At 66.9% G+C, this 22,335-nt stretch carries 18 protein-coding genes; 6 read left to right on the top strand and 12 right to left on the bottom strand.

The features are described from left to right. Window positions 1-59 precede the first annotated feature (59 nt). The 5 genes from IPI67_07645 (at window position 60) to IPI67_07625 (ending at window position 4,863) form a co-directional block, all read left to right on the top strand. Window positions 60-929 (top strand): site-specific integrase, encoded by an 870-nt coding sequence (locus IPI67_07645; protein MBK7580067.1) that lies wholly within the window; start codon window positions 60-62, stop codon window positions 927-929. A 6-nt stretch (window positions 930-935) separates the two neighbouring features. Next, window positions 936-2,168, top strand: coding sequence for an IS91 family transposase (locus tag IPI67_07640; GenBank protein MBK7580066.1), 1,233 nt, complete (start codon window positions 936-938; stop codon window positions 2,166-2,168). Between the two features lie 496 nt (window positions 2,169-2,664). After that, on the top strand, window positions 2,665-3,090 hold the full coding sequence (locus tag IPI67_07635; GenBank protein MBK7580065.1) for a GNAT family N-acetyltransferase: 426 nt from the start codon (window positions 2,665-2,667) through the stop codon (window positions 3,088-3,090). Beyond that, the gene (locus IPI67_07630; GenBank protein MBK7580064.1) at window positions 3,087-3,761 is read left to right on the top strand and encodes a VOC family protein; all 675 of its coding nucleotides are present in this window, start codon (window positions 3,087-3,089) and stop codon (window positions 3,759-3,761) included. Before IPI67_07635 ends, IPI67_07630 begins: the two co-directional genes overlap by 4 nt. Window positions 3,762-3,882: 121 nt before the next feature. Then, window positions 3,883-4,863, top strand: a complete 981-nt coding sequence (locus IPI67_07625) for a phospholipase D family protein (GenBank protein MBK7580063.1) — start codon at window positions 3,883-3,885, stop codon at window positions 4,861-4,863. A 97-nt stretch (window positions 4,864-4,960) separates the two neighbouring features. Here the strand turns inward: IPI67_07625 and IPI67_07620 are convergent, their stop codons facing one another. The 10 genes from IPI67_07620 to IPI67_07575 form a co-directional block, all read right to left on the bottom strand. Beyond that, window positions 4,961-5,326: a hypothetical protein gene (locus IPI67_07620; protein MBK7580062.1), complete on the bottom strand. Its 366-nt coding sequence runs from the start codon at window positions 5,324-5,326 to the stop codon at window positions 4,961-4,963. A 614-nt stretch (window positions 5,327-5,940) separates the two neighbouring features. After that, entirely contained in the window at window positions 5,941-7,854 is a 1,914-nt protein-coding gene (locus tag IPI67_07615; protein MBK7580061.1) for a hypothetical protein, read from the bottom strand. A gap of 327 nt (window positions 7,855-8,181) precedes the next feature. Continuing rightward, window positions 8,182-8,418, bottom strand: coding sequence for a helix-turn-helix domain-containing protein (locus IPI67_07610; protein ID MBK7580060.1), 237 nt, complete (start codon window positions 8,416-8,418; stop codon window positions 8,182-8,184). Window positions 8,419-8,514: 96 nt separating this feature from the next. Next, entirely contained in the window at window positions 8,515-9,813 is a 1,299-nt protein-coding gene (locus IPI67_07605; protein ID MBK7580059.1) for an IS4 family transposase, read from the bottom strand. A gap of 285 nt (window positions 9,814-10,098) precedes the next feature. Continuing rightward, window positions 10,099-11,409: a transposase gene (locus IPI67_07600; protein ID MBK7580058.1), complete on the bottom strand. Its 1,311-nt coding sequence runs from the start codon at window positions 11,407-11,409 to the stop codon at window positions 10,099-10,101. Next, the gene (locus IPI67_07595; protein ID MBK7580057.1) at window positions 11,343-11,777 is read right to left on the bottom strand and encodes a transposase zinc-binding domain-containing protein; all 435 of its coding nucleotides are present in this window, start codon (window positions 11,775-11,777) and stop codon (window positions 11,343-11,345) included. The genes IPI67_07600 and IPI67_07595 overlap by 67 nt, the downstream gene beginning before the upstream one ends. A gap of 348 nt (window positions 11,778-12,125) precedes the next feature. After that, entirely contained in the window at window positions 12,126-12,587 is a 462-nt protein-coding gene (locus tag IPI67_07590; protein ID MBK7580056.1) for a KTSC domain-containing protein, read from the bottom strand. A 98-nt stretch (window positions 12,588-12,685) separates the two neighbouring features. Next, window positions 12,686-13,750 carry a tRNA (adenosine(37)-N6)-threonylcarbamoyltransferase complex transferase subunit TsaD gene (tsaD, locus tag IPI67_07585; protein MBK7580055.1) on the bottom strand — a complete coding sequence of 355 codons (1,065 nt, stop codon included), beginning with the start codon at window positions 13,748-13,750 and terminating at the stop codon, window positions 12,686-12,688. Between the two features lie 52 nt (window positions 13,751-13,802). Next, window positions 13,803-14,333, bottom strand: coding sequence for a hypothetical protein (locus IPI67_07580; GenBank protein MBK7580054.1), 531 nt, complete (start codon window positions 14,331-14,333; stop codon window positions 13,803-13,805). Beyond that, a complete protein-coding gene (locus tag IPI67_07575; protein ID MBK7580053.1) occupies window positions 14,330-18,481 on the bottom strand; it encodes a HEAT repeat domain-containing protein in 4,152 nt (1,383 codons plus the stop codon). Before IPI67_07575 ends, IPI67_07580 begins: the two co-directional genes overlap by 4 nt. Window positions 18,482-18,605: 124 nt before the next feature. On the opposite strand from IPI67_07575, the gene IPI67_07570 reads away from it, so the two are divergent. Further along, entirely contained in the window at window positions 18,606-19,817 is a 1,212-nt protein-coding gene (locus IPI67_07570) for a hypothetical protein (GenBank protein ID MBK7580052.1), read from the top strand. Between the two features lie 4 nt (window positions 19,818-19,821). Here the strand turns inward: IPI67_07570 and IPI67_07565 are convergent, their stop codons facing one another. Both IPI67_07565 and IPI67_07560 read right to left on the bottom strand, forming a co-directional pair. Further along, window positions 19,822-21,261 (bottom strand): hypothetical protein, encoded by a 1,440-nt coding sequence (locus tag IPI67_07565; protein ID MBK7580051.1) that lies wholly within the window; start codon window positions 21,259-21,261, stop codon window positions 19,822-19,824. 104 nt (window positions 21,262-21,365) lie between these two features. Continuing rightward, window positions 21,366-22,232: a hypothetical protein gene (locus IPI67_07560; protein MBK7580050.1), complete on the bottom strand. Its 867-nt coding sequence runs from the start codon at window positions 22,230-22,232 to the stop codon at window positions 21,366-21,368. Window positions 22,233-22,335: the final 103 nt, after the last annotated feature.

Here is a 22,335-nt window from a genome sequence, read left to right as displayed (position 1 = left end):
TCGCCGCGACCTTTCCGGTTCGGTGCCCGCTTTGGGCATCCAGGACCGGAGATGACGCCATGAAGCAGCAGCTACTGAAGAAGCTCGCCGAAGAGTTCGAATTGCGCGGCACGCCGCTCAACACGCGGAAGACCTACCTCTACTGCATGGAGCGATTCGAGCGGCACTTCGCGAAGAGCGCTGCCGCGCTCGGTCGCCAGCACGTGCGCGAGTTTCTGCTCCACCTGATCGAGCGGGAGAAGCTCAGCCCGGTCACCCACAACGTCCACGCCGCCGCGCTTCGCTTTCTGTACACGCACGCGCTCGACCGGCCACGAGTCGTCGAGAGGCTCCCGCGGCGCAAACTGACACGGACGCTTCCGAGCGTGCTCACGCCCAGGGAGGTGGAGCGAGTCCTCGAGGCCGTGCCGTCGCCAACACACCGGGCGGTGCTGATGCTGGCGTATGCGGCGGGCCTTCGCATCCACGAGGTCCTGCGGTTGCGAGTGGAAGACATCGACAGCAGTGCGGGCGTCATTCACGTGCGCGGTGCCAAGCGCAATCGTGACCGCGATGTGATGCTGAGCACGCGGCTGCTCGAAGAGCTGCGTGGCTACTGGCGCCGGCGCCGCCCACCGGGTCCCGAGCTGTTCCCGGGCCGGGCAGGAGCCGGTACGACGCTCACTCGCGCCTCGGTCGCAAAGGCGCTTCGGTGCGCCTTGTCGCGCGCCGGCATCGCGGGTCGCCGCGTTACCCCGCACACGATGCGACACTCGTTCGCGACGCATCTGCTCGAGCAAGGCACCGACCTCAGGACAGTCCAGGTGCTTCTCGGCCACGCTTCACTCTCGAGCACCGCGCGCTACGTGCACGTGAGCACCGCGCGTCTCAAAGGCGTCATGAGCCCGCTCGACCGACTGCAAGTTTCGCAGGCGTCGCCCGCCAAGTAGCAATCAATGCACGCGGCGTGCGCCTCCGACGGCGCACGCGGCAAGCGTCCCGCTCTGGAGCTCGCGGACATCGTCCGACTCCACGGCACGGCGCTTCGCCGCGCTCGCGCCCTGACCCCCGAGCAGCACCGGACCCTGTTCGCCATCGAGCGATGCAGGACCGCAGCGCTCGGGGGGCACCTCGACGTGTGCTTGCGATGCGGTGACAAGGAGCCCGCGTACAACTCGTGCAGGGATCGCCATTGCCCCAAATGCCAAGCTCTCGCCCAGGCCAAATGGGTCCGGGCTCGCTCCGAGCGCCTCCTGCCCGTCCCGTACTTCCACGTTGTCTTCACGCTCCCGGCAGAGCTGCGCGCGATCGCGAAGCTCAATCGCCGCCTCGTCTTGGAGCTGCTCTTCGAGACCGCAAGCGCCACCCTGCTCGAGCTCGGTCTCGACCCGAAGCGCCTCGGCGCTCTACTCGGCGTAACGGCGGTGCTGCACACCTGGACGCGAGATCTCCGGTGGCACCCGCACCTGCATTGCATCGTCACCGGCGGAGGCTGGTCGGTCTCCGAATCGCGTTGGCTCTCCGGACGCGCTCGCTATCTGCTGCCGGTCAAGGTGCTCGGTGCCCTGTTCCGCGGGAAGTTCCTCGCCGCGCTTCGGCGCGCGCACCGTGCGGGCGAGTTGCGCTTGCCCGACGAGCCCGGCCCGAGAGATCCCCAGGCGTTCGACAGGCTTCTCGTCACCCTCCGCGCAAAGTCGTGGGTCGTCTACGCCAAGCGCCCCTTCGGCGGCGCCGAGCAAGTCGTGCGCTACCTCGGTCGCTACACGCACCGCGTCGGCATCTCCAACCGCCGTCTCGTTTCGCTCGACCAGAGTGGCGTCACCTTCCGCACCAAAAGCGGAAAGAGCGTCACGGTCGAGCCCGTGGAGTTCCTCTCGCGCTTCGTCGAGCACGTTCTGCCACCGCGCTTCGTCAAGATCCGCCACTACGGCTTGCTCGCCCCCGCTCACGTCGCGATCTCGCTCGCCGCGGCGAGGTGCGCACTCTCGCGCCCGAAGTGCGAGACGACGCCGTCTTTGCGCAGCGCGGCGCCCGTCGACCTTCGGAAGCCCCGGCAGCGGGACGACTGGCAGTCGCTGCTCCTCGAGCTCACGGGGATCGACGTCGGCGTCTGTCGCGCCTGCGGCGCTCGTGCCGTCGAGCGCCGACCGCTGCACCTGGCTCGTGCACCACCTGCCGAGGCCGCATGAAACCGAGCTGTGCTCCCCTGACGATTCTTCGTTGCCCGCGGTGGTGGCGGCGCGGTCGTCTGCCCGCCTGCCGTGACCGACCCTCCACGCTTCGTGCGGATTGCTGCTCATGCGACGCGCACGTCGTGCTCCATCACCGAGACGTGCGTCGCTCGAGTCGGTGCCCGCGGAGATCTCGCCATGCGTCGCTCCACGGTCAGCCGCGCCCCGCTCGCACGTCCCTTCTTTCCGCATAGCCGACCCACGCGCCCCGCTGCTGCCGCGCACCGGCTTCGTCCAACTGGCCGATTGTCGAAACTGCGCGGCGCCGCCCCGCTAAACTCGAGCCCCTCGGGCGCAGTTTCCCAATCGCCTCCTACTTATGCGATCTTTGGGTTCCGTTGCGAACGGAACGAGGGGCTCTGTGGGACGAGCCGTCCGTCGAGCCACTGTCGAAGATGCTGGAGCGATCGCACAGATCCACGTCCGCGCCTGGCAAGCGGCCTATCGAGACGACATGCCAGACCAATACCTCGACAACCTGAATCCCGCAGACCGCCTGCCCGTGTGGCGGGCGACCCTATCGCAGTCGGACGACGTCACGCTCGTCGCCCAGCATGACGGTGCGTTGTGTGGCTTCTGTTCGCTCGTGCCGTCGCGCGATGCGGACGCCGGGGCGGGCATTGGCGAGATCGCGGCGATCTACGTTGATCCAACCAAGTGGCATTGCGGCCACGGGCGAGCGCTGATGCTTGCGGTCCTCGACCAAGCCCGCCGCACATACCGGGAGCTCACACTCTGGGTCCTCATCTCGAACAGCCGAGCCCGGTGCTTTTACGAGGCGTTGGGGTTTGCCCTCGATGGCGGCGAGAAACAAGACGACCGCTGGGGAGATTTCGTGCTCCGCGAGCTGCGCTACCGTTTCACGCTGGTTGAGCAATGAACTGGGAACTCGATCACGTCTTCGTCGCTACCTCAGATGCCGACTCAGCGGAGGCCGCGCTGACAGAGTTTGGCTTGACCTTCACCGAGCGCCGGGTTCACCGCGGTCAGGGCACGGCGAACGCATGCGCGATGTTCGACAACGCTTATTTCGAGCTGCTACGCGCACATGACCTGGCGGAGCTTGGTTCGGACATCGTCCGACCACTCGGCTTGGGCGAGCGCATTCGCTGGCGGGAGACCGGCGCCTGCCCTTTCGGGCTGTGCTTTCGGCCGATCGACGCGCTCAGCCGTCCAGGGGACTGGCCCTTCGAGACGTGGAGGTACGAAGCAGCGTACGTCCCACCAGGCACGAGCATTCCGATCGTGACTCCGCGGTGGTCCCTCAAGGAGCCGCTGGTGTTCGTCTTGAATCGGCCCAAGTCGCCGCCAGCCAATGTCCGCGCGAACGCGAGCCCATCGCACTGCGGTGCACCCCGAATGCTGACGCGAGTGAACGTGCTGCGCGCCGAGACTCCGCCAGTATCCGCGAGTGTCCAGTGGTTCGTGGATAGAGGCCTGTTCTCGCTCGGGGTCGGCTCGGAATTCCTTCTCGACTTGGAGTGGGACCACGGGCGCGCAGCGAACTCCCGGGTGTTCCTGCCCAGTCTCCCGATCACCGTACGCTGGTGAGCAGCTTCATCGTGCGCGCCGTGCGGTGGCAATGGGGGATACGCTACCCACCCCACCGATCCGAGTTTGGCAGCGCCACATTGGCCGCACGCGTGGCACTCTGGCGCCTGAAGGCTCACCCATGACAAGACTGCGCGTTCTTCACGGTCACCCGCTCGATGCCTTCGTCGATCGATTCACACGGAACACCGAGCAGGCCGATGAGCTGTGGGTTGCCTCCGCGTTCGTCGACAGTCCGTCAGTCAACGTGCTCGCGGCGGTGCGACCAGATCGGTGCTCCGTTCGCTTCCTCACTGGGACTTACGGGCGCGCTACGCGCATCCGGACCTTTCGCGCCTTGGCGCGCTTGGCGAAGGCGGACTCCTTCTCGGCACGTATCTGGGACTGTGGAGCGCACGGGCAACTACACGCGAAACTCTACATCTGGCGCCAGCGGGAACGGGCGGTCGCTTGGATAGGATCAGCGAACTTCACCCAAACAGGCCTGCGTGAACACGGTGAGTTGGTGGCGGAACTACGCGGCGCGTGGAACGCCCCTGAAATCCGGGCGCTTCGGTCGGCCTTTGAAGTCGAATGGTCACAGCCCGGCAACAAGCCGCTCAACGAGCGTTTTTTGCAGGGATACCACGAGGCGCCGCGCGTCCCCCCGGAGCTGAAAGGCGCGCGTCGGCGACCTGGTCGGCGCCGGATGGAACAACCGCACAAGGCGCGCGTCATGTGGGTCCCGCGCGACATGAGCGACCGTGTCGTCAAACAGGTTGAGGAGGCTCTGGGACCCGTCCGACGCGACTGGACCGGATCGTGGCTCCTCTGGGGCCGCAATGGGATGGCCGTGCGGCCGGGTGACAAGATCGTCGTTGCCAGGTCCAAGACGAAGTACGCGCTCGCAGAGGCCAGGCAACCCGTTCCGTATGGCGGGCGGCAGGTAGCCATCCCGTACGAGCCGCTCCGGGGCTGCGCCGAGCTTTCGATGAACGCGGCACTCCGTCGTGATTGGGTCGACGCAGGAGTGCTCGGGGAGGGAAAGCAATGGCATCGGTCTCGACCCCTGAGCCAAGCCGATTGGGGCTCCATCGTCAGGCTGGCTCGAAATCGGAAGTGAAACCTTCCGGGTATCCCCGACGGTCCCGCGCTGAGCGCTCCCAGGAGGGAAACCCGGGACGGGACTCTGATTGAGACTGCAACCGAGACGGCGGGGCTCACCGCGACGTGAGCTCGCGGCCCTCTTCGTACCTCACGACCCGCCGCGCCCTACACTCGCTCCTTGCCCCACCCTCGAGCACCAGCGTGCCCCAGCGCCGCTCGGTCAGGCACCCGCGCTCGTCGGCCGCGAGACGCGGAGGCACGATCGCTACGTCGTGCGGGCAGCGCGCGATATCCTCGGGCCCGCGCGTGCGGATGTGGAAGCCTCTGTCGTCGCGCCAGGTCTTCTTGCGGGTCCACGCGGCCGACGCGACACCTAGCTCCGAGAGTCGGCGTTGCCACCTGCGCGCCGACGCGGCCGAGCAGACGATCAAGGCGGGGAGCGTGAGCTGGTGCGCGACAGTGCGGTGGGGAAGCGGCATGGCGGGACTGTACCTCATTCCGTCGGAAGAATTCGGCAAGCCACCTGCCCGTTGCTGAGCACGGTCCTCCCGCGTGCTCCCACACCGCGCCGGTCTGAATCGCTTGGGCGAAGCGCCGGAGCCCGTCGACGAGGACCATGGTGAGATCCGGCGCGTAGCGACCGACGACCCGGCGAGTGCATCGTTCCGTAGTCAGGCCGACGGGCGTCTAGCCCAACCAAAGGCAACGTGCGAAACTAGCGGAGCGGATGGCCTCGCGGAAGTTAACGGAACGTCGCTTATGCGATCTTTGGGTTCCGTTGCGAACGGAACGAGGGGCTCTGTGGCTTCGCACGCGCCAGCGAGGACGCACCGCTCGTATTCAGCGACGGACGTTGGATACTTCGAAATCGAAAAACTTCCGACGAGCCGCTGCCCGCGAAGGCTCCCCAGACGAACACCAACTTCCAGGTTCGCCCCGCCAACCTGTGCCACTTCTGGCACGGCATCCGGCGGGGCGAGAGAGCGCGCGCTGCTCGAGTCCTTGGCGCAACCCGATGCGATAGCGGCGCCCGCAACCAACACAGCCAAGGCCCGTCGTCGCGTCAGACGCCATGCCTCCTTGTTCATCCACTTCATGACTTCACCTTTCGTCGCGAACGCGCTCTCCTAATCAGCGGAAGCCCTGCACACAGGGCAGCCAGGACCGACCACTGCCGGGACGTCGCCGGAGGCGGCGTGCGACAGCCGCATCCCGAGTCCTCCGCGACACATGTAGAACCTCGTCGCACGGTCCCGGGTCCGCACTTCGTTTCCTGACCAGGAGACCCCGCTGTGCCCCCAGACCCGGCGTCAACAACAGCGCCTGCATCCGTCTCGGCCGCCTCATTGCTCAGGACCATGCTGCTCGGTTCTGCAGGGTCCCCGGACTGCCAGCCCCCTGAAACGAGAACTCGACCATCCTCGAGCTTGTTCGCCGCGAAGAAGATCCGGTCAGTACCCGGCGTGTCGAGCGCGAGGGCCGCGCCCGTGGTCGGGGTGAAGAGCTCCGACAGGGGTGCTCCTCCACCAACGATCAGCACGGCTTGGTCGTCGCGAACTACCATTTGGTGAAAGGCCCGTGGCGTAGCGTCAATCGTCGACCACGCACCAACAACCGGGTCGAACGCCTCTGCCAGTGCAACCGGGCTCTGGCTCGTCAACTCCGTCAGCCCACCAGAGACGAGGATTCGCCCGTCGGGAAGCGCGACTGCGGCGTGTCCTCCGCGGGCCTGCGCGAGCGGCGGTCCCGCGGCCCAAGACTTGGATGCAGGATTGAAGAACGTGACCGTGTTCTGCGCTGTCAGGTTTGTGCTGACCGACCCGACCAGCATGACGCGGCCATCTGGGAGTGGGGACGCGGTGTGTAACGAATGCCCGGCCGGCATCTGCGGCAGCTCTGTCCACGTCCCGGTTGCCTGGTCGTACAGCGTTGCGGCGGACAGGGTCCCGCAATTCACGGGGTAGTTCACGGGTGGGCAGCCGCCTGCGAAGAGGATTGATCCGCTTTCCAGGCGCGTCACACTCATGCCGCTGCGGGGCGGCCCGTGGGGGTCCGCCGCCCACTTCCCGGTCTCCGGGTCGTACAGCTCGGCCGTTCCTTCAAGAGCGCCGAAGTCGCCGAGGGGGATGCAGGATGCCGGAGTCGCACCATTGTCGCAGGAGCCCCCAGCAACCAGCACGCGACCATCGTCGAGTAGCGCTGCTGCTGCTGCGTAACGGGCAATCAGAAGCGGGCTGGTCACGGCCCACGTGTTGGTGGACGGATCGAATATCTCGGCCGGCACCCCGGCGAAGGGTCGACCTGCGACGAGCACACGACCGTCCTTCATCCGAGTGGCCGTGTGGTAGTGCCGGGGCGTTTCCATCTGCCCCGTCGTGCTCCACTTCGGATCCAGCACAGCTGGATAGCGGACTGCTCTCCCGGGCCAGGAGACGCGAAGCTCGCAGATCTCCGAACCAGGCGGGATTGGTGCCCGGCCCCAGGGCGCTACCGGACTCGCATCGACGAAGCATCCTTCCACCTCGAGAATCGCACTGTGATTGGCGCCCGCGGAGTCCACGATGTAAGGCGGCGATGCGCGCAGCCTGGGCGTCCCACTCGAATCCAGAACCTCGAGCGTGTTCGCGAACAATCGCAAGCCGGCCACGCGGTGGAGGCTGAGCAAGTAGCGGACCTCAAGCGCCTTCGGTGCGCGCTCGAGCACCACGAAATCTTCGACCGCATTCGGCGTCACCCGCATGAGTAGCGACCCGCCGCCGGGTGCGCTGCGTTCGTAAACGACTAGGCCGCCACCAAGCGCCGGAGGAGAAGCCGCCGCGCCAGGCAGCCGAAATTCGACCGCAATCCCGGTCCCGCGATCCTCAACGCGGGACCAGCCATCCGCCCGAGCGGCGAGCTCGACCCGAAGATCACTCGTTGTTGCATCATCGTTGGCAACGACCAGCCGCTCACCGACAACGTGCGCCCGCAACACCGCGCTGCGGCCAAGGACCGGCTCACCCTGCATTCGCGAACCGGCAAGCCCAGATACCGACCGTCGCACTTCGAAGATGCGCCGTAGCTCCGACACCCTTTCGCACGCCGATTCCGTTTCCTCTATAAAGGCTCGCTCTGTGCCCCGAGTCCTGCCGTCCGACGAAATATCGTCGGCGCCACTACAGGAAGCGAGTAGTACCGGTATCGCCCCGAGCAACGTCAGCTTCGCCCTCAAACTCGTGCTCTCCCGCTCGGGCCCTAGGGTCGCTCGCGGTGACCGGGCGTCAACCGACAAGATCCGACATCCATCCGACAGTGTGCGCGGATCTGCGTCGGCGCCACGCGGAGCGACCGTGGCTCAGTCGAGCTGGGTGGAGCAGCTGTACCCGGTGCCGACGACCGTCTCGATGCGCACGCCCAGCGGCGTGAGTACGTCGCGCATGCGCTCAATGTGCTTCTCCAGCGCCTTGTCAGTCGCGCCCGGGTTCTCGAGCCCGAAGGCTTTCAGCGCGTCGCGCCTCACCGGCTCTCCCCTCGCGGCAATCAGCTGCCTGAAAATCCGGCGATCGGCGCCGGGCTTGAGCTCCTCGAGCACACTTTTGGCGTCTAGCCCAACCAAAGGCAACGTGCGAAACTAGCGGAGCGGATGGCCTCGCGGAAGTTAACGGAACGTCGCTTCATTCGTGATCGGTTAGGCGAACGCCAGCACGCCGTCCTGCGCCCTTTCTTGGAGCAAGCGACGGGAGCGATTGGGGTCCGGCGCTTCGTGGCAGAGCAGGCCGAGCAGGGCCAGGTGCCGTTGCTTTGTGACGCGCCGTACGGACAACAGCGACAGGAGTTCGGGAGTCACGCTGGCCAGGATCCGCGCCCACCGATCAAACGGGAGTCGAGCCAAGTCGAGCTCCGCGATCGTCCTCACGAGCCGATGCAGTCTGCGGCTGACCAGGAGCGTTAGGATCGCGGAGTAGAGCAGGGTTTCTGACGCGTAGCGGTTGCCACTGGGCATTTCGTGGATGCGGTAGGCGCTCTTCAGCTCTCGAAACAGGAGTTCGATCTCCCAGCGCCCCGCGTAGATCGCCGTGATGCTCTCGGCCGGCATCATCTCGGGCGGAGCGTTCGTGATGTAGCGATGCCAGAGCCCGAGCTCGTGATTGTAAATCGCGACGATTCGGAATTGAGCCGTGTGGTGCGTGATCTTCTTGCGCCGCAAGACGTACGAGACTTCGCCCTCGACATCGATCACGTCGTCGGCGATGGCGTGCTGGCAGTCGCGGAGCTTCTTGTTCACTAGATGAGCGTGGTCCGGACGGTGACTCTTGACGATGGTGGGGTTGCCTTGTTTCTTCAATCGGCAAAGAAAGTAGCCGTCGTGCTCAGCGATGCTCTTGAACAACATTGCTCGGTAGAAGCCCAGGTCGAAGATCAACAGCTTCCCTCGCACCCAGCCTCCGGGCTTCAGCAAGTGCACGTCGTGGGTGCTTCCCGGACTGATCTGAAGGGTCCGCGGGCCGCGACCCACCACATTGCACACCATCGTGAGCTTGGCCGATGCCGGCGTGTGGTGGGTCCAGACGGACGGGTAGTGCTTCGCGAGACCAGCGTGGAGGCGAATGATGCACGAGTCGATCGCCAGGACATCGGCGAACGGTTTGAAAGCCTTGCGCAGCTTCTCCTTGGCGCCAGTGGTCTTGCCGAGCGCCTCGTCAGCGAGCTGCCTCATCAACTGCACGAGCTCGGCAGTGAATCTGCCGTGAAAAGACGAGCGAGCCAGCGTCGCACCGGCGAGGAGCTGATAGGCTCTACGCAACCCACTCAGGCTGCGCACTCGATCCAGGCTGAAGCCGAGCACCAGTGCTTGCACAAAGTGCACGATGTCGACTTTGCGCTGACGCTTGACGACGCCGAGCTCGCGAGCGAGCTCGATGACTCGCGCGGGCGGCAAAACGCTGGCAATTGTCGCGACAATCTGGCTTGCTCGGGCACGAGCCATCGCTTCCTCCTTTGGACGTAGAACACCCTGAGGGGATCAGAGGCGGTGGCTCGCTACCAGCTCGCGCAGGTGTGCATGCGTAACCGATCGAAATGATCTAGCTAATCGGTCCCGCCAACCACATCACGTCGGCAACGTGACGTGGTCCCGCGCGCGTTGCTCGGTCATCGGCGCGCCCTTAACCGAACACGAATGAACGTCGCTTATGCGATCTTTGGGTTCCGTTGCGAACGGAACGAGGGGCTCTGTGAGCGATTCCAAAGCATACCTGCGCCACTCGGGGCGTCACCAGCTCGGGGGCGGGGCCTGGTCGAAGTCGTCGGTGGGTGCCTCGTCGACGTGCGCGTCGGGCGGTGGCGGGTCGAAGTCCGGCGTCGGGTCGCGGGAGCGGGAAATCGTGGGAGGGTCAGCCGGGAGACCGAGCTCGCGAAGTATGGTCGCACCCGCCGCGCGATCGGTGACGACCGCGACGAAACTGAGACGCCCGCCGCAGGGACACTGCAGCGCGTCGACGTCGTAGACCCGACGGAGCAGCGTCGCCCAGTCGATCCACCAACTCTTTCGCGCCCGACGTTCAGCGGACGGTTCGGTCGATCCCGCAATCCCGGCCTGCTCTCCGGTAGTCCCAGCGGCGGACAACGCCGCGGGGTCTGATGCCCGTGCGCCGTTCGTGGCGGGAGCGGGACTGGCTTTGGCTACCGGCGCGGGTTTCGTGCCTTGGGCGTCGCACAGGCGCGACGGCTTGCCCGACTCCGGGACCACGCTCGCTCGCCACGCGCAGTGAGGCGCGAACACGCCGTGAAAGTGAATGAGCGGGTGGCGCGGCGGAGGAACCAGCGCGGCGAGACGCGCGATGAGCTCGACCGGCGTCATCACCCGGTGGGTCTGGTCCTTGCGCCATGGAGCCTTCAAACGGTACGCGACCCGCCCGTCGGGAAGCACCGAGAGCCGCTCGCGCGACAGCGGCGCGCGCGCGCAGTAACGGAGAAGTAGCTCGCGACCGAGCGTGTTGCCGGCCGGAACCGTGACCCCGGCATGGATGCCGAAGCCGAGGGCCTCCCCGACGTGCTTGCCTTTCTTGCCACGGGGCCGCTCGACGTTTGGAGACGCGGCCTCTCGGTCGGAGCGTTCAGCGTTGGCGTCCTTCACTCTCGCCAGCGTGCCGATGCCCAGTGCCGCTTCCGTGCAAGAGTCGATGCAGGACCGAGCTGGGAGGTCGTTCGATGCGTGGGCGTCGTGGGCATCGGATCGCAGCAGCCCTCGCTTGCGCAGCCAACGCACGAAGCGCTCGTGAACTCGGCTGCAAATCGCAACGAGGTCCCCCGAGTCCGGCGCCCGACCTCGGATGAAGTCGGCCCGGCCAGCCTGATCGCGCACGAAGACGCCATCGGGGAAGACGGCGTGCACGTGGGTGTTGAGGTTCAGGCTGCCGCCGAAGCGCTGGGGGAACGACACTCCCCCGGCCTTCGCGGCTCGGACGCCCGAGGCCCGCTCCAGGAAGCGAAGGACTTCTCCGGCGAAGATCCGGATTAGCGCGCCGAACGCGTCGGCGCGGCGAGCAAGAGTGAGCCTGAGCTCGTAAGGAACGCTGAGCACCCACTGGCGACCGGCACGTCGGGGAACACCGAATCGACGAGGTGCGCGGCCGTGCTGCACATTCTACGAGCGTTGCACGATGGGCACACGCCGCGTCGCTTGCACGAAAACGCGACCACAATCTCCGCACGACATGTCTTGCATCTGGCATGCAGGAATCCATGCGCCGGGATACCGCACTTCAGGTAGGCGCGGAGCTCGCGCTCGACGTAGCGAGGCAGGCCGCGCCGGTCGTGGGAGCGCGACTCTGACAGGAAGGTCTCGAGGTGACGCGCGAGGATGCCGTACAAGACCGTGCGCTCGGGGGTCCGACGCTGGTGGCGCGGCGCGCTGACATCGGAGATCGCGGCGGGCTTTGCGCGGCGCACGCCCCGAAGAAGAGCGAGGGCTGTGCCGCGCAAGAAGTCGCCGAAAACTCGCGGTTCCACCCGACGGCGGGGTGGCGATCGCCACCCTTCGCCTGCCGTTCGCCACTCGGGGCGCAGCGACCACGAGGTCGAGCGTGCGGGGCCGAGACGCGCGTGCCCTCGTGGTTTCCCGCGCATGCGCGGCCGCGCGCCGCTCCTCGGCGCCCCGCGCGGGCGCTCTGCTGCACCTCGCCGCACGGCGCGCCCGTATCATTGGTGCGACCAATAGCTAGTTCAAGTGAGTCCTCGCCGCTCGTGACGATCGCGATCTGATGATCGCAGGACTGCCCAGGTCGACCCTCGCGACCCTCACTTCCGGATCGGCGGCTCGTAGATCTTCTTCGTGCCGGCGCCGCCGGCGCTTGCGCGGACGGAGGGGGCGCGTGGTTCTGGGACTGGTGGCGCGGGTGGATAACGAATGGGGCGCGTGGAGTGCGGGTTGGGCAGTTGCCACTCAGTCATGCAAGTCGCGGTGAGGGTACGGTTTCGTATCCACTGGTGGAAGTACTGTCCGTGTGATGGGGCGCGGAGCAGGCCGGCGTAGATGTTTTGCGGCACCCCGTTGTATTCGTAGCGGCGTCCGCCTTGGAAATCGATGATGAGCGTCTGTGTCCCGACGTCGTACTCTGCAGCGCGCAGATTGCTGGACGTCAACGTCACGCGACTGGGCAGCGGAGCCACGGGGGCTCCGCGCACGCTGGGGCCGAGCGGAGGCCTTCTTGTTCGGGCTGCCCGTGCGTTTGCCTTGGACGACGCCGAGATCTGCTGCATGCGTCCCAGAATGATTGGACGGCGCGCCTGGCTGGCCGGGTCGCCCGCGAGATTGCCTGGGAGCGCCGTGAGGAACGCTGGGTCGGCGAGCCACTCTGCTACCCCCTCCGCAAGCCACTCCCCTTCTTCGTCACCGTCAGGAGCGCGGTGTGCGGGCTGGTCGTGAGGGTGTCCGCATCGTTCTCGCCGCGGGCAAGCCGCGTGACACCTGCGAAGGCGATCATGGCCGCGTTGTCCGTGCACGCGCGGAACGGCGGCACCACCACGCGCAGGCCGGCCTTCTCGCCAGCCGCGTGCGCGGTCTCGCGCAGCTCGCGGTTGGCAGCGACGCCGCCGGCGAGCACGAGCGTCTTCACGTCCTCTTGTTGCGCGGCGCGCACGGCCTTCTTCACCAGCGATTCGACCACACGACGCTGGAAGGCCGCGCACAGATCACGCAGCGTCTGGTCGTCACCCGGGCGGCCGTGTTCCTCCACCCAGCGGGCGACGTTGGTCTTCAGGCCGCTGAAGCTGAACTCCAGGCTGTGTTTGTTGGGCATGGGTCGCGCGAGGGGGATGCGCTCGGGATCCCCCTCTTTTGCCAGGCGATCGACGATGGGGCCGCCCGGGTAACCCAGGCCGAGCAGCTTACCGACCTTGTCGAACGCTTCGCCCGCCGCGTCGTCGCGTGTTGCGCCAAGCTCGCGCACGTTCGACAGCTCCATGCCGTCGACTCGATACAAAGCCGTGTGCCCTCCCGACGCGAGCAGCCCGACGAACGGCAGCTCCGGCGGCGCCGTCGGGGTGAGATCGGGGTACGAGAGATACACCGCCAGCAGGTGCCCGACCAGGTGATCGACACCCACCACGGGTTTGCCCGTTGCCCACGCCAGCCCCCGCGCAAGCTGCACTCCGACCAGGAGCGCGCCGGACAATCCCGGGCGGCACGTCACCGCGATGCCGTCGATGTCCGCGAGCCCGAGCTTTGCGCGAGCGAGCGCCTCGGTCAGCACCGGCTCGGCGTTCTTCAGATGATCGCGCGACGCCAGCTCCGGCACCACGCCGCCAAACGGCGCATGCAGCGCTACCTGACTCTGCACCACGTCGGAGAGCACGTGACCTCGTTCGTCGACGACGGCCGCGCCCGTCTCGTCGCAGGAGGTTTCGAGACCCAAGACCCGCATGGCTGGCGATCTAGCACGGAACCAACGGGCTCTCGGCGGCCTGCGGCCGCCGTCAGAACCCGCAGTCGCCCTTCTTCCGCGTCAGCTGGAACAGCGCAAAGCCTGGGGCGGGCGGCTCGGTGGTCACGGTGGTGGGCACCTGGGGTGGTTTCATCAGCCGCACCTCGACGTCGTCGTTCTTGAGCAGCGAGACGACCGCGAGCATCGGGCCCTCGCAGCTGGAGTCGACCCAGGCCATGAAGTTGTAGTCACGGCCCGTTCCGAAATCGAAGGTCGACAGCTGATCGTGCAGCATGGCCTCGGTCACGTGCAGCTCGGCAGCTTGTAGCCGCGGCTGCGGCGTGCACGGCCCGCTCTGCCCATCGTCCGTGGTGATGGTGCCCGGCACAGTCGAGAGTTTGTCGGTATCGAGCGTCAGGCGCAGGCGCAAATCCGGAGGGAAACCGTCGCGCACGAAGGCCGCGCTCACGATGTTGCCGCAGTAGGCCTCGCCGTCCTTGGTGTCGAAGCGATCGATGGTGTTGCAGCCCGAGCCGAGGCTGACGATGCCGAGGGCGATTGCAGGGCGGAGCAGGCTGTTCACCTGGAGCCTCCCAGCGTGCGTGCCGTGTCCCGCACGCGTGGCTCTGCGTCCTTGGTGGCGATCTGCTGCGCAACGCTGCGGCCCGCTTCGGCGTCGACCTTGGCGAGCGCCAGCAGCGCCGCTTGTCGCACCAGCGCAGTGCCGTCGCTGAGGGCGGCATGGGTGAGCGCCTCCGTCGCCTTCTTGTCGCGGCTGCCCGCGGCCAGCACCGCGAGCGCCTCCGCTGCGCGAACGCGGAGTGGCCACTCTTTCGTACGCACGAGCAACGCCGTCACGGCGGGGGTTGCTCCCGTGGGCCGGGTGCGCTCGACGGCGCCGATGGCCGCCCGCTGCACCGTCGAGTCCGGGTCGTCGACGGCGTCGAGCACGGCCGTCTGCGCCGTCGGCTCAGTGCGGGTCGCGAGGAACTGAATAGCGCGCACGCGCACGTCCGCCGAAGGGTGACGCGCCAGCGCAACGAACGCGGGCAATACACTCTGGGCCACACTCTCCGCAGCCTTCTCGGCCTCGGCGCGCGTGGCCGCGCTCACCCGATCGATGTCCTCGGTGAGGGGGCCGAACGCGGGTTTGCCCGCCCGGGCGAGCAATGCGTCGCCGACGGCTCGAGCGCGCTCCGGAGAGCTCTGCGCCGCCGAGAGGCTCGCTTGTCCCAAGCTCGGTCCGAGTTTGATCAGCGCCTTGGCGTGTTCTTCAGCGGAGTAACCCTTGGGCACCAGGCGATCGAGCACCGTGCGCACGTCGACGCGCCCTTCCGGAATCAACAATGCGTCGCGCGGAGCGCGGTACTGCCCGGTTGCGCTGACCAGCGCCGCCGCCGTGGCGACCGCGGTGAGGGCAGGGTCACCGCTCACCAGCGCCTCGGAGATGGCGCGCGGTGCCGCCGCCGCCCCGGTCCGCGCCAGCGCCATCACGGCCGTGGCCCGCGCTCCGGAGTCACTCGACTCGGCCAGCTGAGACAGGGCTTCTGCCTGGGTCTTGTCGCCGATCTCACCCAGCGCGAACGCCGCAGCGGAGCGCGGCAGGGGGCCGGCGTCCACCGAACGCACGAGCTCGGCCAGCTCTGCGCCCGCCTTCTTGTCCTTGAGCAGACCGATGCCGAGCGCACCGAGCGCGCGCAGGTTGGGTGCCTCGCTCTTCAGCATCTTGCCGAGCAACGCCCGCGCCTGGGGCGACTGCATGCGCGCCACCGACCACGCCGCCGCGACCACCACGGGATCGGACTCGTCGGCCCGCATCTGGCCGCCTGGCGCCAGCACATCACCCAGCTTGCCGAGCAGCGCGGGATCTTTCAGTGATCCGACCGCGAGCATGGCGCGGGCGCGCAGCTCTGCATCGGCGTTGCTCATGGCGAACGCAAACAAGGCCGAGCCGGCGCTCTTGTTCTCGATGTACCCGAGCAGCTCGATGGCCGTGCGCTGTTGTTGATCCTTCTCGTCGGCCAGGGCATCGAGCAGGGGTTTCACCGCCCGCTCACCGATCTTCTTGAGGTCGCTGCGAGCCTTGTCGGCGACGGCAGCGTCGGGGCTCTTGGTCAGGTGCGCGAGGGGGAACGCCATCGCGCCGTACAGCTCGACCAAGAGGCGGCGGTACAGTGGCTTCTGCGGATTACCGAGCGCGACCGGGAGCAGCTCTTTCTCCAGCGACTCGAGGCTGCCCTTGCCGAGGTTGACCTGCAGGCTGAGGCGGGCGGCCTGAGCCACCAGCTCTTCGTCGGGAGATGCACGCACGACCCGCCGCAGCAGGCGATCGGCCTCGTCCAGCTCACCCTGACCCATGAGCAGCTCGGCGAGCTGGAAGTACACGGTGAACAGCCGATCGTTCTTGGCGATCGCCTGGCGGAAGGCGTTGATGGCCCGCGGCGTGTCCTGGCGGCGCCGGTACATCTCACCGAGTTTCTTGTGACCTTCGGCGTCGTCGGGCGAGAGCTCGACGGCCTTCGCGGCGTACTGGATGGCGTCGTCGTCCTGGTAGAGCTCCGCGGCGTAGCCCGCCATGCGCTGGTAGTACTCCCGCGCGCGCTTGGGATCGGCGCTCGTCAGCTTCTTCAAGATCCCGATCGCGTCCTTGAGCTTGCGCCGCAGCACCAGCACACGCTCGAGCTGTGTCAGGCTGCTGATGTCGCCGGGGGCCTTGTCGACCACCAGCTTCAGCGTGCGCTCGGCATCGGCGTAACGCCGCAGGCGAACTTGCACCTCGGCGAGCAGGCGCCCGGCCTCGAGATCGGGCGGCGTTTGTTTGAGCTTGCGGTCGAGGGGCACGGCTCGCTGCTCGAGCTGGCCCGACAGACCCCAGAGCGTCACGATGTGCTGGCGCGCCTCCCGCGCGACATGCTCGTTGCCGTCGCCGGCCTCTTTGGCGAGGGCCTCCCAGATCTTGCGGGCCTCGTCGTACTGACGGTTGCGCTGCTCGACGCTGCCGGCGCTCGCACCGGTGCGCTCCAGCGCCAGCGCGTAGGCCTTCTTGTACTTCAGCAGCTTCGGCTGAAGTTTCATCGCCTCGCGCAGGGCATCGATGGCCTGCTGCGGCATCTCGTGCTCGAGGTAGACCTCGCTCAACACCTCGTTGGCGCGGGCCTTGTCGGGCACGATGACCTTGATGCGAGCCCAGGTCTGCTGAGCCTTGGCCTTGTCGCCCTCTTGCCAGTATCGATCCCCGAGCTCGACCAGGTGGCGCGGATCACCCCGGCCGGTCTTCGACAAGCGCTGCAATACGTCGAGGGCGCGAGCCTTCTCCTCGACGCGCTCGTAGAAATCCACGAGCGCAGCCAGGGTCTCCTCGTCGTTGCCCGAGCGGGCCTCGAGCTTCTTCAGCTGGTCCAGGGCCTTGGCGCGGTCGCCGCGTTGAATGAGCGCTTCGGCCAGCTGAAACACGTAGTCGGGGTTGCGCGGCGCGGCGCGGATCAGCTCTTCGTATTGTTTGATGGCCTCGTCGAGCTCACCCTGGATCTGCAAGAGCTGCACGACCTTCAAACGGGTGCCGACGTCGTCCTTCTTCTTGGCGAGCGCCTGTTTGTAGGTCTTCAGGGCCTTGTCGACCTGGCCCGTCTCCTCGTACAAACCGCCGAGCATCTTCAGCTGCTCGGGATCAGAGACATTCTGCCCTTCGATCTCGGTGATGAGATCGCGCAGTCGATCTTCGGCGCGGTAGATCTCGACGGTGATCTCGTAGATCTCCCGGCGGATGCCGGCCTGGGAGCCCGCCGTGCGCAGGGCCTTCCGCAGCATCTCCATCGCTTCTTTGCGCTTGCCCTGTTTCGCCAGCGCTCGGCCGAGATCTCGCTGCGCCGGGCCGAGCACACGGTTGTCACCCGCCGCCGCCTTCACGACGTCCTGATACTCGGCCGATGCGCGTTCGTAGTCGCCGCGCAGCATCAGCTCTCGACCGAGCTCGGCGCGTACGTAGAACGAGCCCTTGGCCCGGGCGACCAGCGCCTTGTGGTGTTTCTTGGCGTCGTCGAAGCGCTTCAGATCGAGCGCGAGCTGCATCAACGTGCGCAGCACCTGCTCCTTGTCGGCGTCGTTCTTGAGCAGGGGTAGCGCCGCTTCGTAGCGCGTGACGGCGGCTGCCTTGTCCCCGCGGTCGGAGAGCAGGTTGGCGAGCGCCATGATGGCCGTCGGCTCGCTCGGTTTCTGCGCGATGGCTTTTTCGTAGGTCGTGATCGCGCGGGCCTGCTGCGCGTCTTGTTTGTAGATGCCGGCGAGGGCAACGAGGGCGTTCCACTGATCCGGCTCCGCCGCGCGTTTTTCGAAGTCTTCGATCAGCTTCTCGATGTTGCCGTCGCGCTCACGGTAGAGCTCCGCCAGGCGCTGGAGCGGGAACTGTGCTGCCGGCTGCGCGAGCACGATGCCGGTGTAACGTTTGATCAGCGCTGCCGACTTGGCAGGGCCTTTGCTGTCCTCACCCTTGCCGGGTTTCGTCGTGGGCTCAGCGCCGGGCTCGCCTCCAGGCTTCGTCCCTGGCTTGCCACCGGGCTTGCCACCAGGCTTGCCACCAGGCTTGCCGCCAGGCCGCCCGCCGGGCTGAAACGTTCCGGGTTTCTTCCCCTTCTTGCGCCCACCAGGATTGAATTGTGCGTCCGCACTGGGCAGAAACGTCGCCGAGAGCGTGAGGGCGCCCAGGAGCGCATACAGGGCGGGGCGAAGCTTCACGGTTCAAATCCTACGTGCAGAGCCGCGGCGCGGCCACACTGGAGAACATTGGACGCACGAGGCCCCGATCCCGTGGGCTTCTCTGGGGGTCTCGGGCGTTGTAGATCCTAGTGGGGACCCCAAGATGCGCTGGCACACCGCCCTCCTCGGCCTCTTCGTCGGAACGGCGACGGCGTCGTGTGCATTCCTGCTCGACTTCGAGGAGCTGCAGAAGGAGCAGGGGGCGGGGACGGGGGGAGCGGCCGGGGATGCGAGTTTGGACACCGGTGATGCCGTTGCCGAGATCCCCATCGAGCAAGCGGCGAAGAAGTTCGCCGAGGCCCTGTGTGCGCGCTTCGATGAGTGTATGCCGGGCGCGGCTTCCCTGTTCTACGGCGACGTTTCGTGTGTGGAGTACACGACCTACCGATTCAGCGATGGGGTGCTCGCGGGCCTGAACGATCTTCCGAAGGACACGGCGGAGTATCACCCCGAGCTAGCCCAGGCCTGCGTGGAGGCACTGCGCTCGCAGGGCGTCGACGCAGGGGTCGTCGAGTGTGCCGCAGCGCTCGACTGGCCAGCGGCCTGCGAGGCCGCGGTCGAAGGCAAGGTCGACAAGGACGGCGCGTGTGTTCATCCCGCGCAGTGCAAGCCTGGTCTGTTTTGTGATCTGAAGAGCAAGTGTCCGGGAAAGTGTGTTTCCAAGCTCGGTGAGAACTCTCCGTGTTTTGATGGCAGCTGCAAGGCGGGTCTCACCTGCCAGGAGTTCGAGGGACAAGGATCATTTTGCAAGACTCCCGTGGCAAAACCGGGCGCGCCTTGCGGCGGGCCGGTCCTCGCGCGCTGCGCGGTCGGGATGTTGTGTGTCGGCATCGGCTTCGACGCGGATGCCGGTGCGGACGCGGGGGCGTCTCCTGGCAAGTGCAAGGCGGCCTCCAACGTGTTCGCGTCGGCCGACCAGTGTGACTGGGGGGTCGGTGACCTCTGTCAGCCCGGGTTGCACTGCAAGCTCGAGGCTGCAGATCTGAAGGGCAAGTGTGTCGAGCCTGCGCCCGCCGGCGGTTCACTTTGTGGACTCGCGATCCCGGACATGTGCCCCGCGGGTGAGTACTGCAAGCCGAACTTCTTCAATCCCCCGAATGTCTCCCTGGCGGGTTCGTGCACTCTGTTGCCAGACGTCGATCAACCCTGCGCCGACGACGCGCTCTACAACGACAAGTGCGCGGCGGGGACGCGCTGCGTGGCCGGTTTCTGCAAGGCGCTGCTCCCCCTCGGGGTCAACTGCGGCAGTCCCGAGGTCTGTTACAGCGGCTTCTGCGATGCGACGTGCAAGGCGCCGATCTTCTGTGGCCCCTGACGCCTCAGCCCCGCCGCCGCCGCCCAATCCACACTCCGAACGCAGCCAGCCCGAGCCACGCGAGTCCCGCGCTTCGGTTCTCCGCGACGCGACAGCCGCAGCCGCCGTCGTCGTTCGCCGCCGAGGTCGAACCCTTGCCGCTGCTGCCGCCGCTGCCTCCGCCGCTGCCTCCCGAGCTGGATCCATCGATCGGGCTCGCGTCCGGGAAACCGCCTCCCCCCGCGCCGGCCGCGCCACCACTTGCGCCAGCGCCACCGCTGCCCGCATCTGGATCACCCGGCGTGCCGTCGCAGGCGTCGCCGGTGCCGTCCTTGTCCGTGTCCGTTTGATCGGTGTTCGCGACCAGGCGACAGTTGTCGACCCCATCCAAGACCGTGTCGTTGTCGCTGTCGGTATCTTGAAAGTCCGGCGTGCCGTCCTTGTCGGTGTCGATTGGCGGGTCGAGGATGTCACCCGGGCTCTCGATGGCGTCCTTGATTCCGTCAGCGTCCGAGTCGTCGTCGTTGTAGTCGGGCGTGCCGTCCTTGTCGGTGTCGATCGGCGGCGTGGTCGGGTCTTTGTCGCCCGCCTCGAACAGGTCGAGGATGTTGTCGTTATCGTTGTCCCCGTCCAGGTAGTCGGGGATGCCGTCGTTGTCCTTGTCCCCGGTTCCCTCCACCGCGTCCGGGATCGGGTCGTGCGCGGTCTCAGCCACCCAGGCCAAGGTGTTGAGGAACAGCTTCTCGTTCGCGGCTTGAGTCACGAACTGTGACCCGCAGCCGCTCTGGGAGAAAGGCCCGGCAAAGTGCTCTTCGTCTCCGAACGATACGGCCCGCGCCGAGCCCGGTGACGTCAGCCCCAGATCCAGCAGCAACGAGTTCGGTCCCACGGAGTTCGTCGCGAGCTGAATCACGCCGGCCTCGAAGTTCTTGAACGAACAGTTCCAGCCCGTGCCGAACGTCGCACCGACCTGGCCGAAGGGACCGTTCATCACCGGCGTGTTGCTGCCGGCGCTCGTCACGTTGGCGATGTTGTCCGGCGCGCAGGTGCTCTTGTCGGCCATGAAGGTGAGGCCCTCGTTCTGGAACGAGATGAAACCGACACCGCCCAGGGCGTAGGTGCGAAATGGCATGAACTGCTGGCGGTCGACCTTGATGTTGACCGGGTTCAACAAGAACACGTCCGCTCCGTCCAGCTGTGCCGGGTCGAAGTTGTCGAAGGGCGGGTTGAAGACGAAGTCGTCCTTCACTGTGCCGCTGGCTCCGAACTTGGTCGCGTCCTGCACCAGGTCGCGTCCGCGCTGGTACCAGGGGCCGTCGTGAAAGCTCCAGTTGGTGCTGGTGCTGCACTCGATGCTCAGCGTCTTCGAAGGGGCGCGGAGCTTCAGCGTCTTCGCTTCTGCCGAAGCGGTCAGCGCGAGCGCAAAGAGCAGAGCCGTGCGACCGAGCGAAGGCGGATGAATCATGGCTCGAGGGTACCTCGATTCCACGCCTGGTGTGTCCCCTGCGCGCTGCAGGGATGAGCCCGGAGTCCGCGCGACGGCGGACCTCGTTCAGGGAGCTGCCGTGTTCAACCGCCGGGGGGTGTTCCGCCTCCGGGCAGACCCGGAATGACACCGCCGCAGGTCTGACCGCACGAGGTGAGGAAACACTGGATGCCCTGGAACGCCTGGAACGCAGCGCCAAAGTCACCGTTGAAACACTGGATCATGCACTGCAGATTCGGCCCGCCGCCGCCGCCCGACAGACACTTCTGCATCGCGCAGATTGCGCCGTCGCGGCACTTCTGATCCAGCACACACTGCTGAACCGACGGGCACTTCTGAGCCACACAGCCGATGCACGCCAGGGGTCCGGTCCCGCCGCCGCCACCGGTGCCAGTTCCGCCGCCGCCGCCGGTGCCGCCGCTTCCGCCGGCGCCGCAATCGCATTTCGCTTGGGCGCGGCACTGACCCACCTGTTGCGCCAGGTTCGCCGACTTGCCGAGGGGCCCGCCGTTCTGGTTGATCACCGGGCCGCAGGGCCCGAGACACTGCGCTCCGCTGCAGCCAGCGTTCTGCGCGCAGGCGAGGATCGGCATGCAGCCGCCGTTGTCCGCGCACGCCTTGAGCTCGTCGGGACAATTGTCGCACGTGCAGATCTCACACGGTGAGCCCGGGTCTTCGCAGAACCCGCCGCCGCCCGCGCCGCTCGCTCCACCGCCGGGCGCTCCGGCCTCCCCCGCGACGCCACCGGCACCGCCACCCGGCGCGCCGCCATCGCCCGAGATCCCGCCTGAGCCACCGACCACTCCCGTGCCGCCGAATCCGCCGCTCCCTCCGCCGCCAGCGGGTCCCGGATCGAGCCCGAAATCGATCGTGCTGCGTCCGCCGCACGCAACGAAACCGAGGGTGAGTGAAGCGAAGAGGCCGAAACGAGTTCGCGACCGTGAGCGCATGGCTGCTCCCTTTTGTTTCGGGGAGACTCCGGACGCCCGCGGCGCGTCCGCTCCCGAAAGATGGCTTGGTCTACCACAACGTCCGAGCGGCGGGATCGTCTCG

Source organism: Myxococcales bacterium, from assembly GCA_016706225.1.
GTDB lineage: Bacteria > Myxococcota_A > Polyangia > Polyangiales > Polyangiaceae > JADJKB01.
The sequence above is the reverse complement of the archived record's forward strand: the minus strand, read 5'-3'. Positions and strand labels throughout refer to the sequence as shown.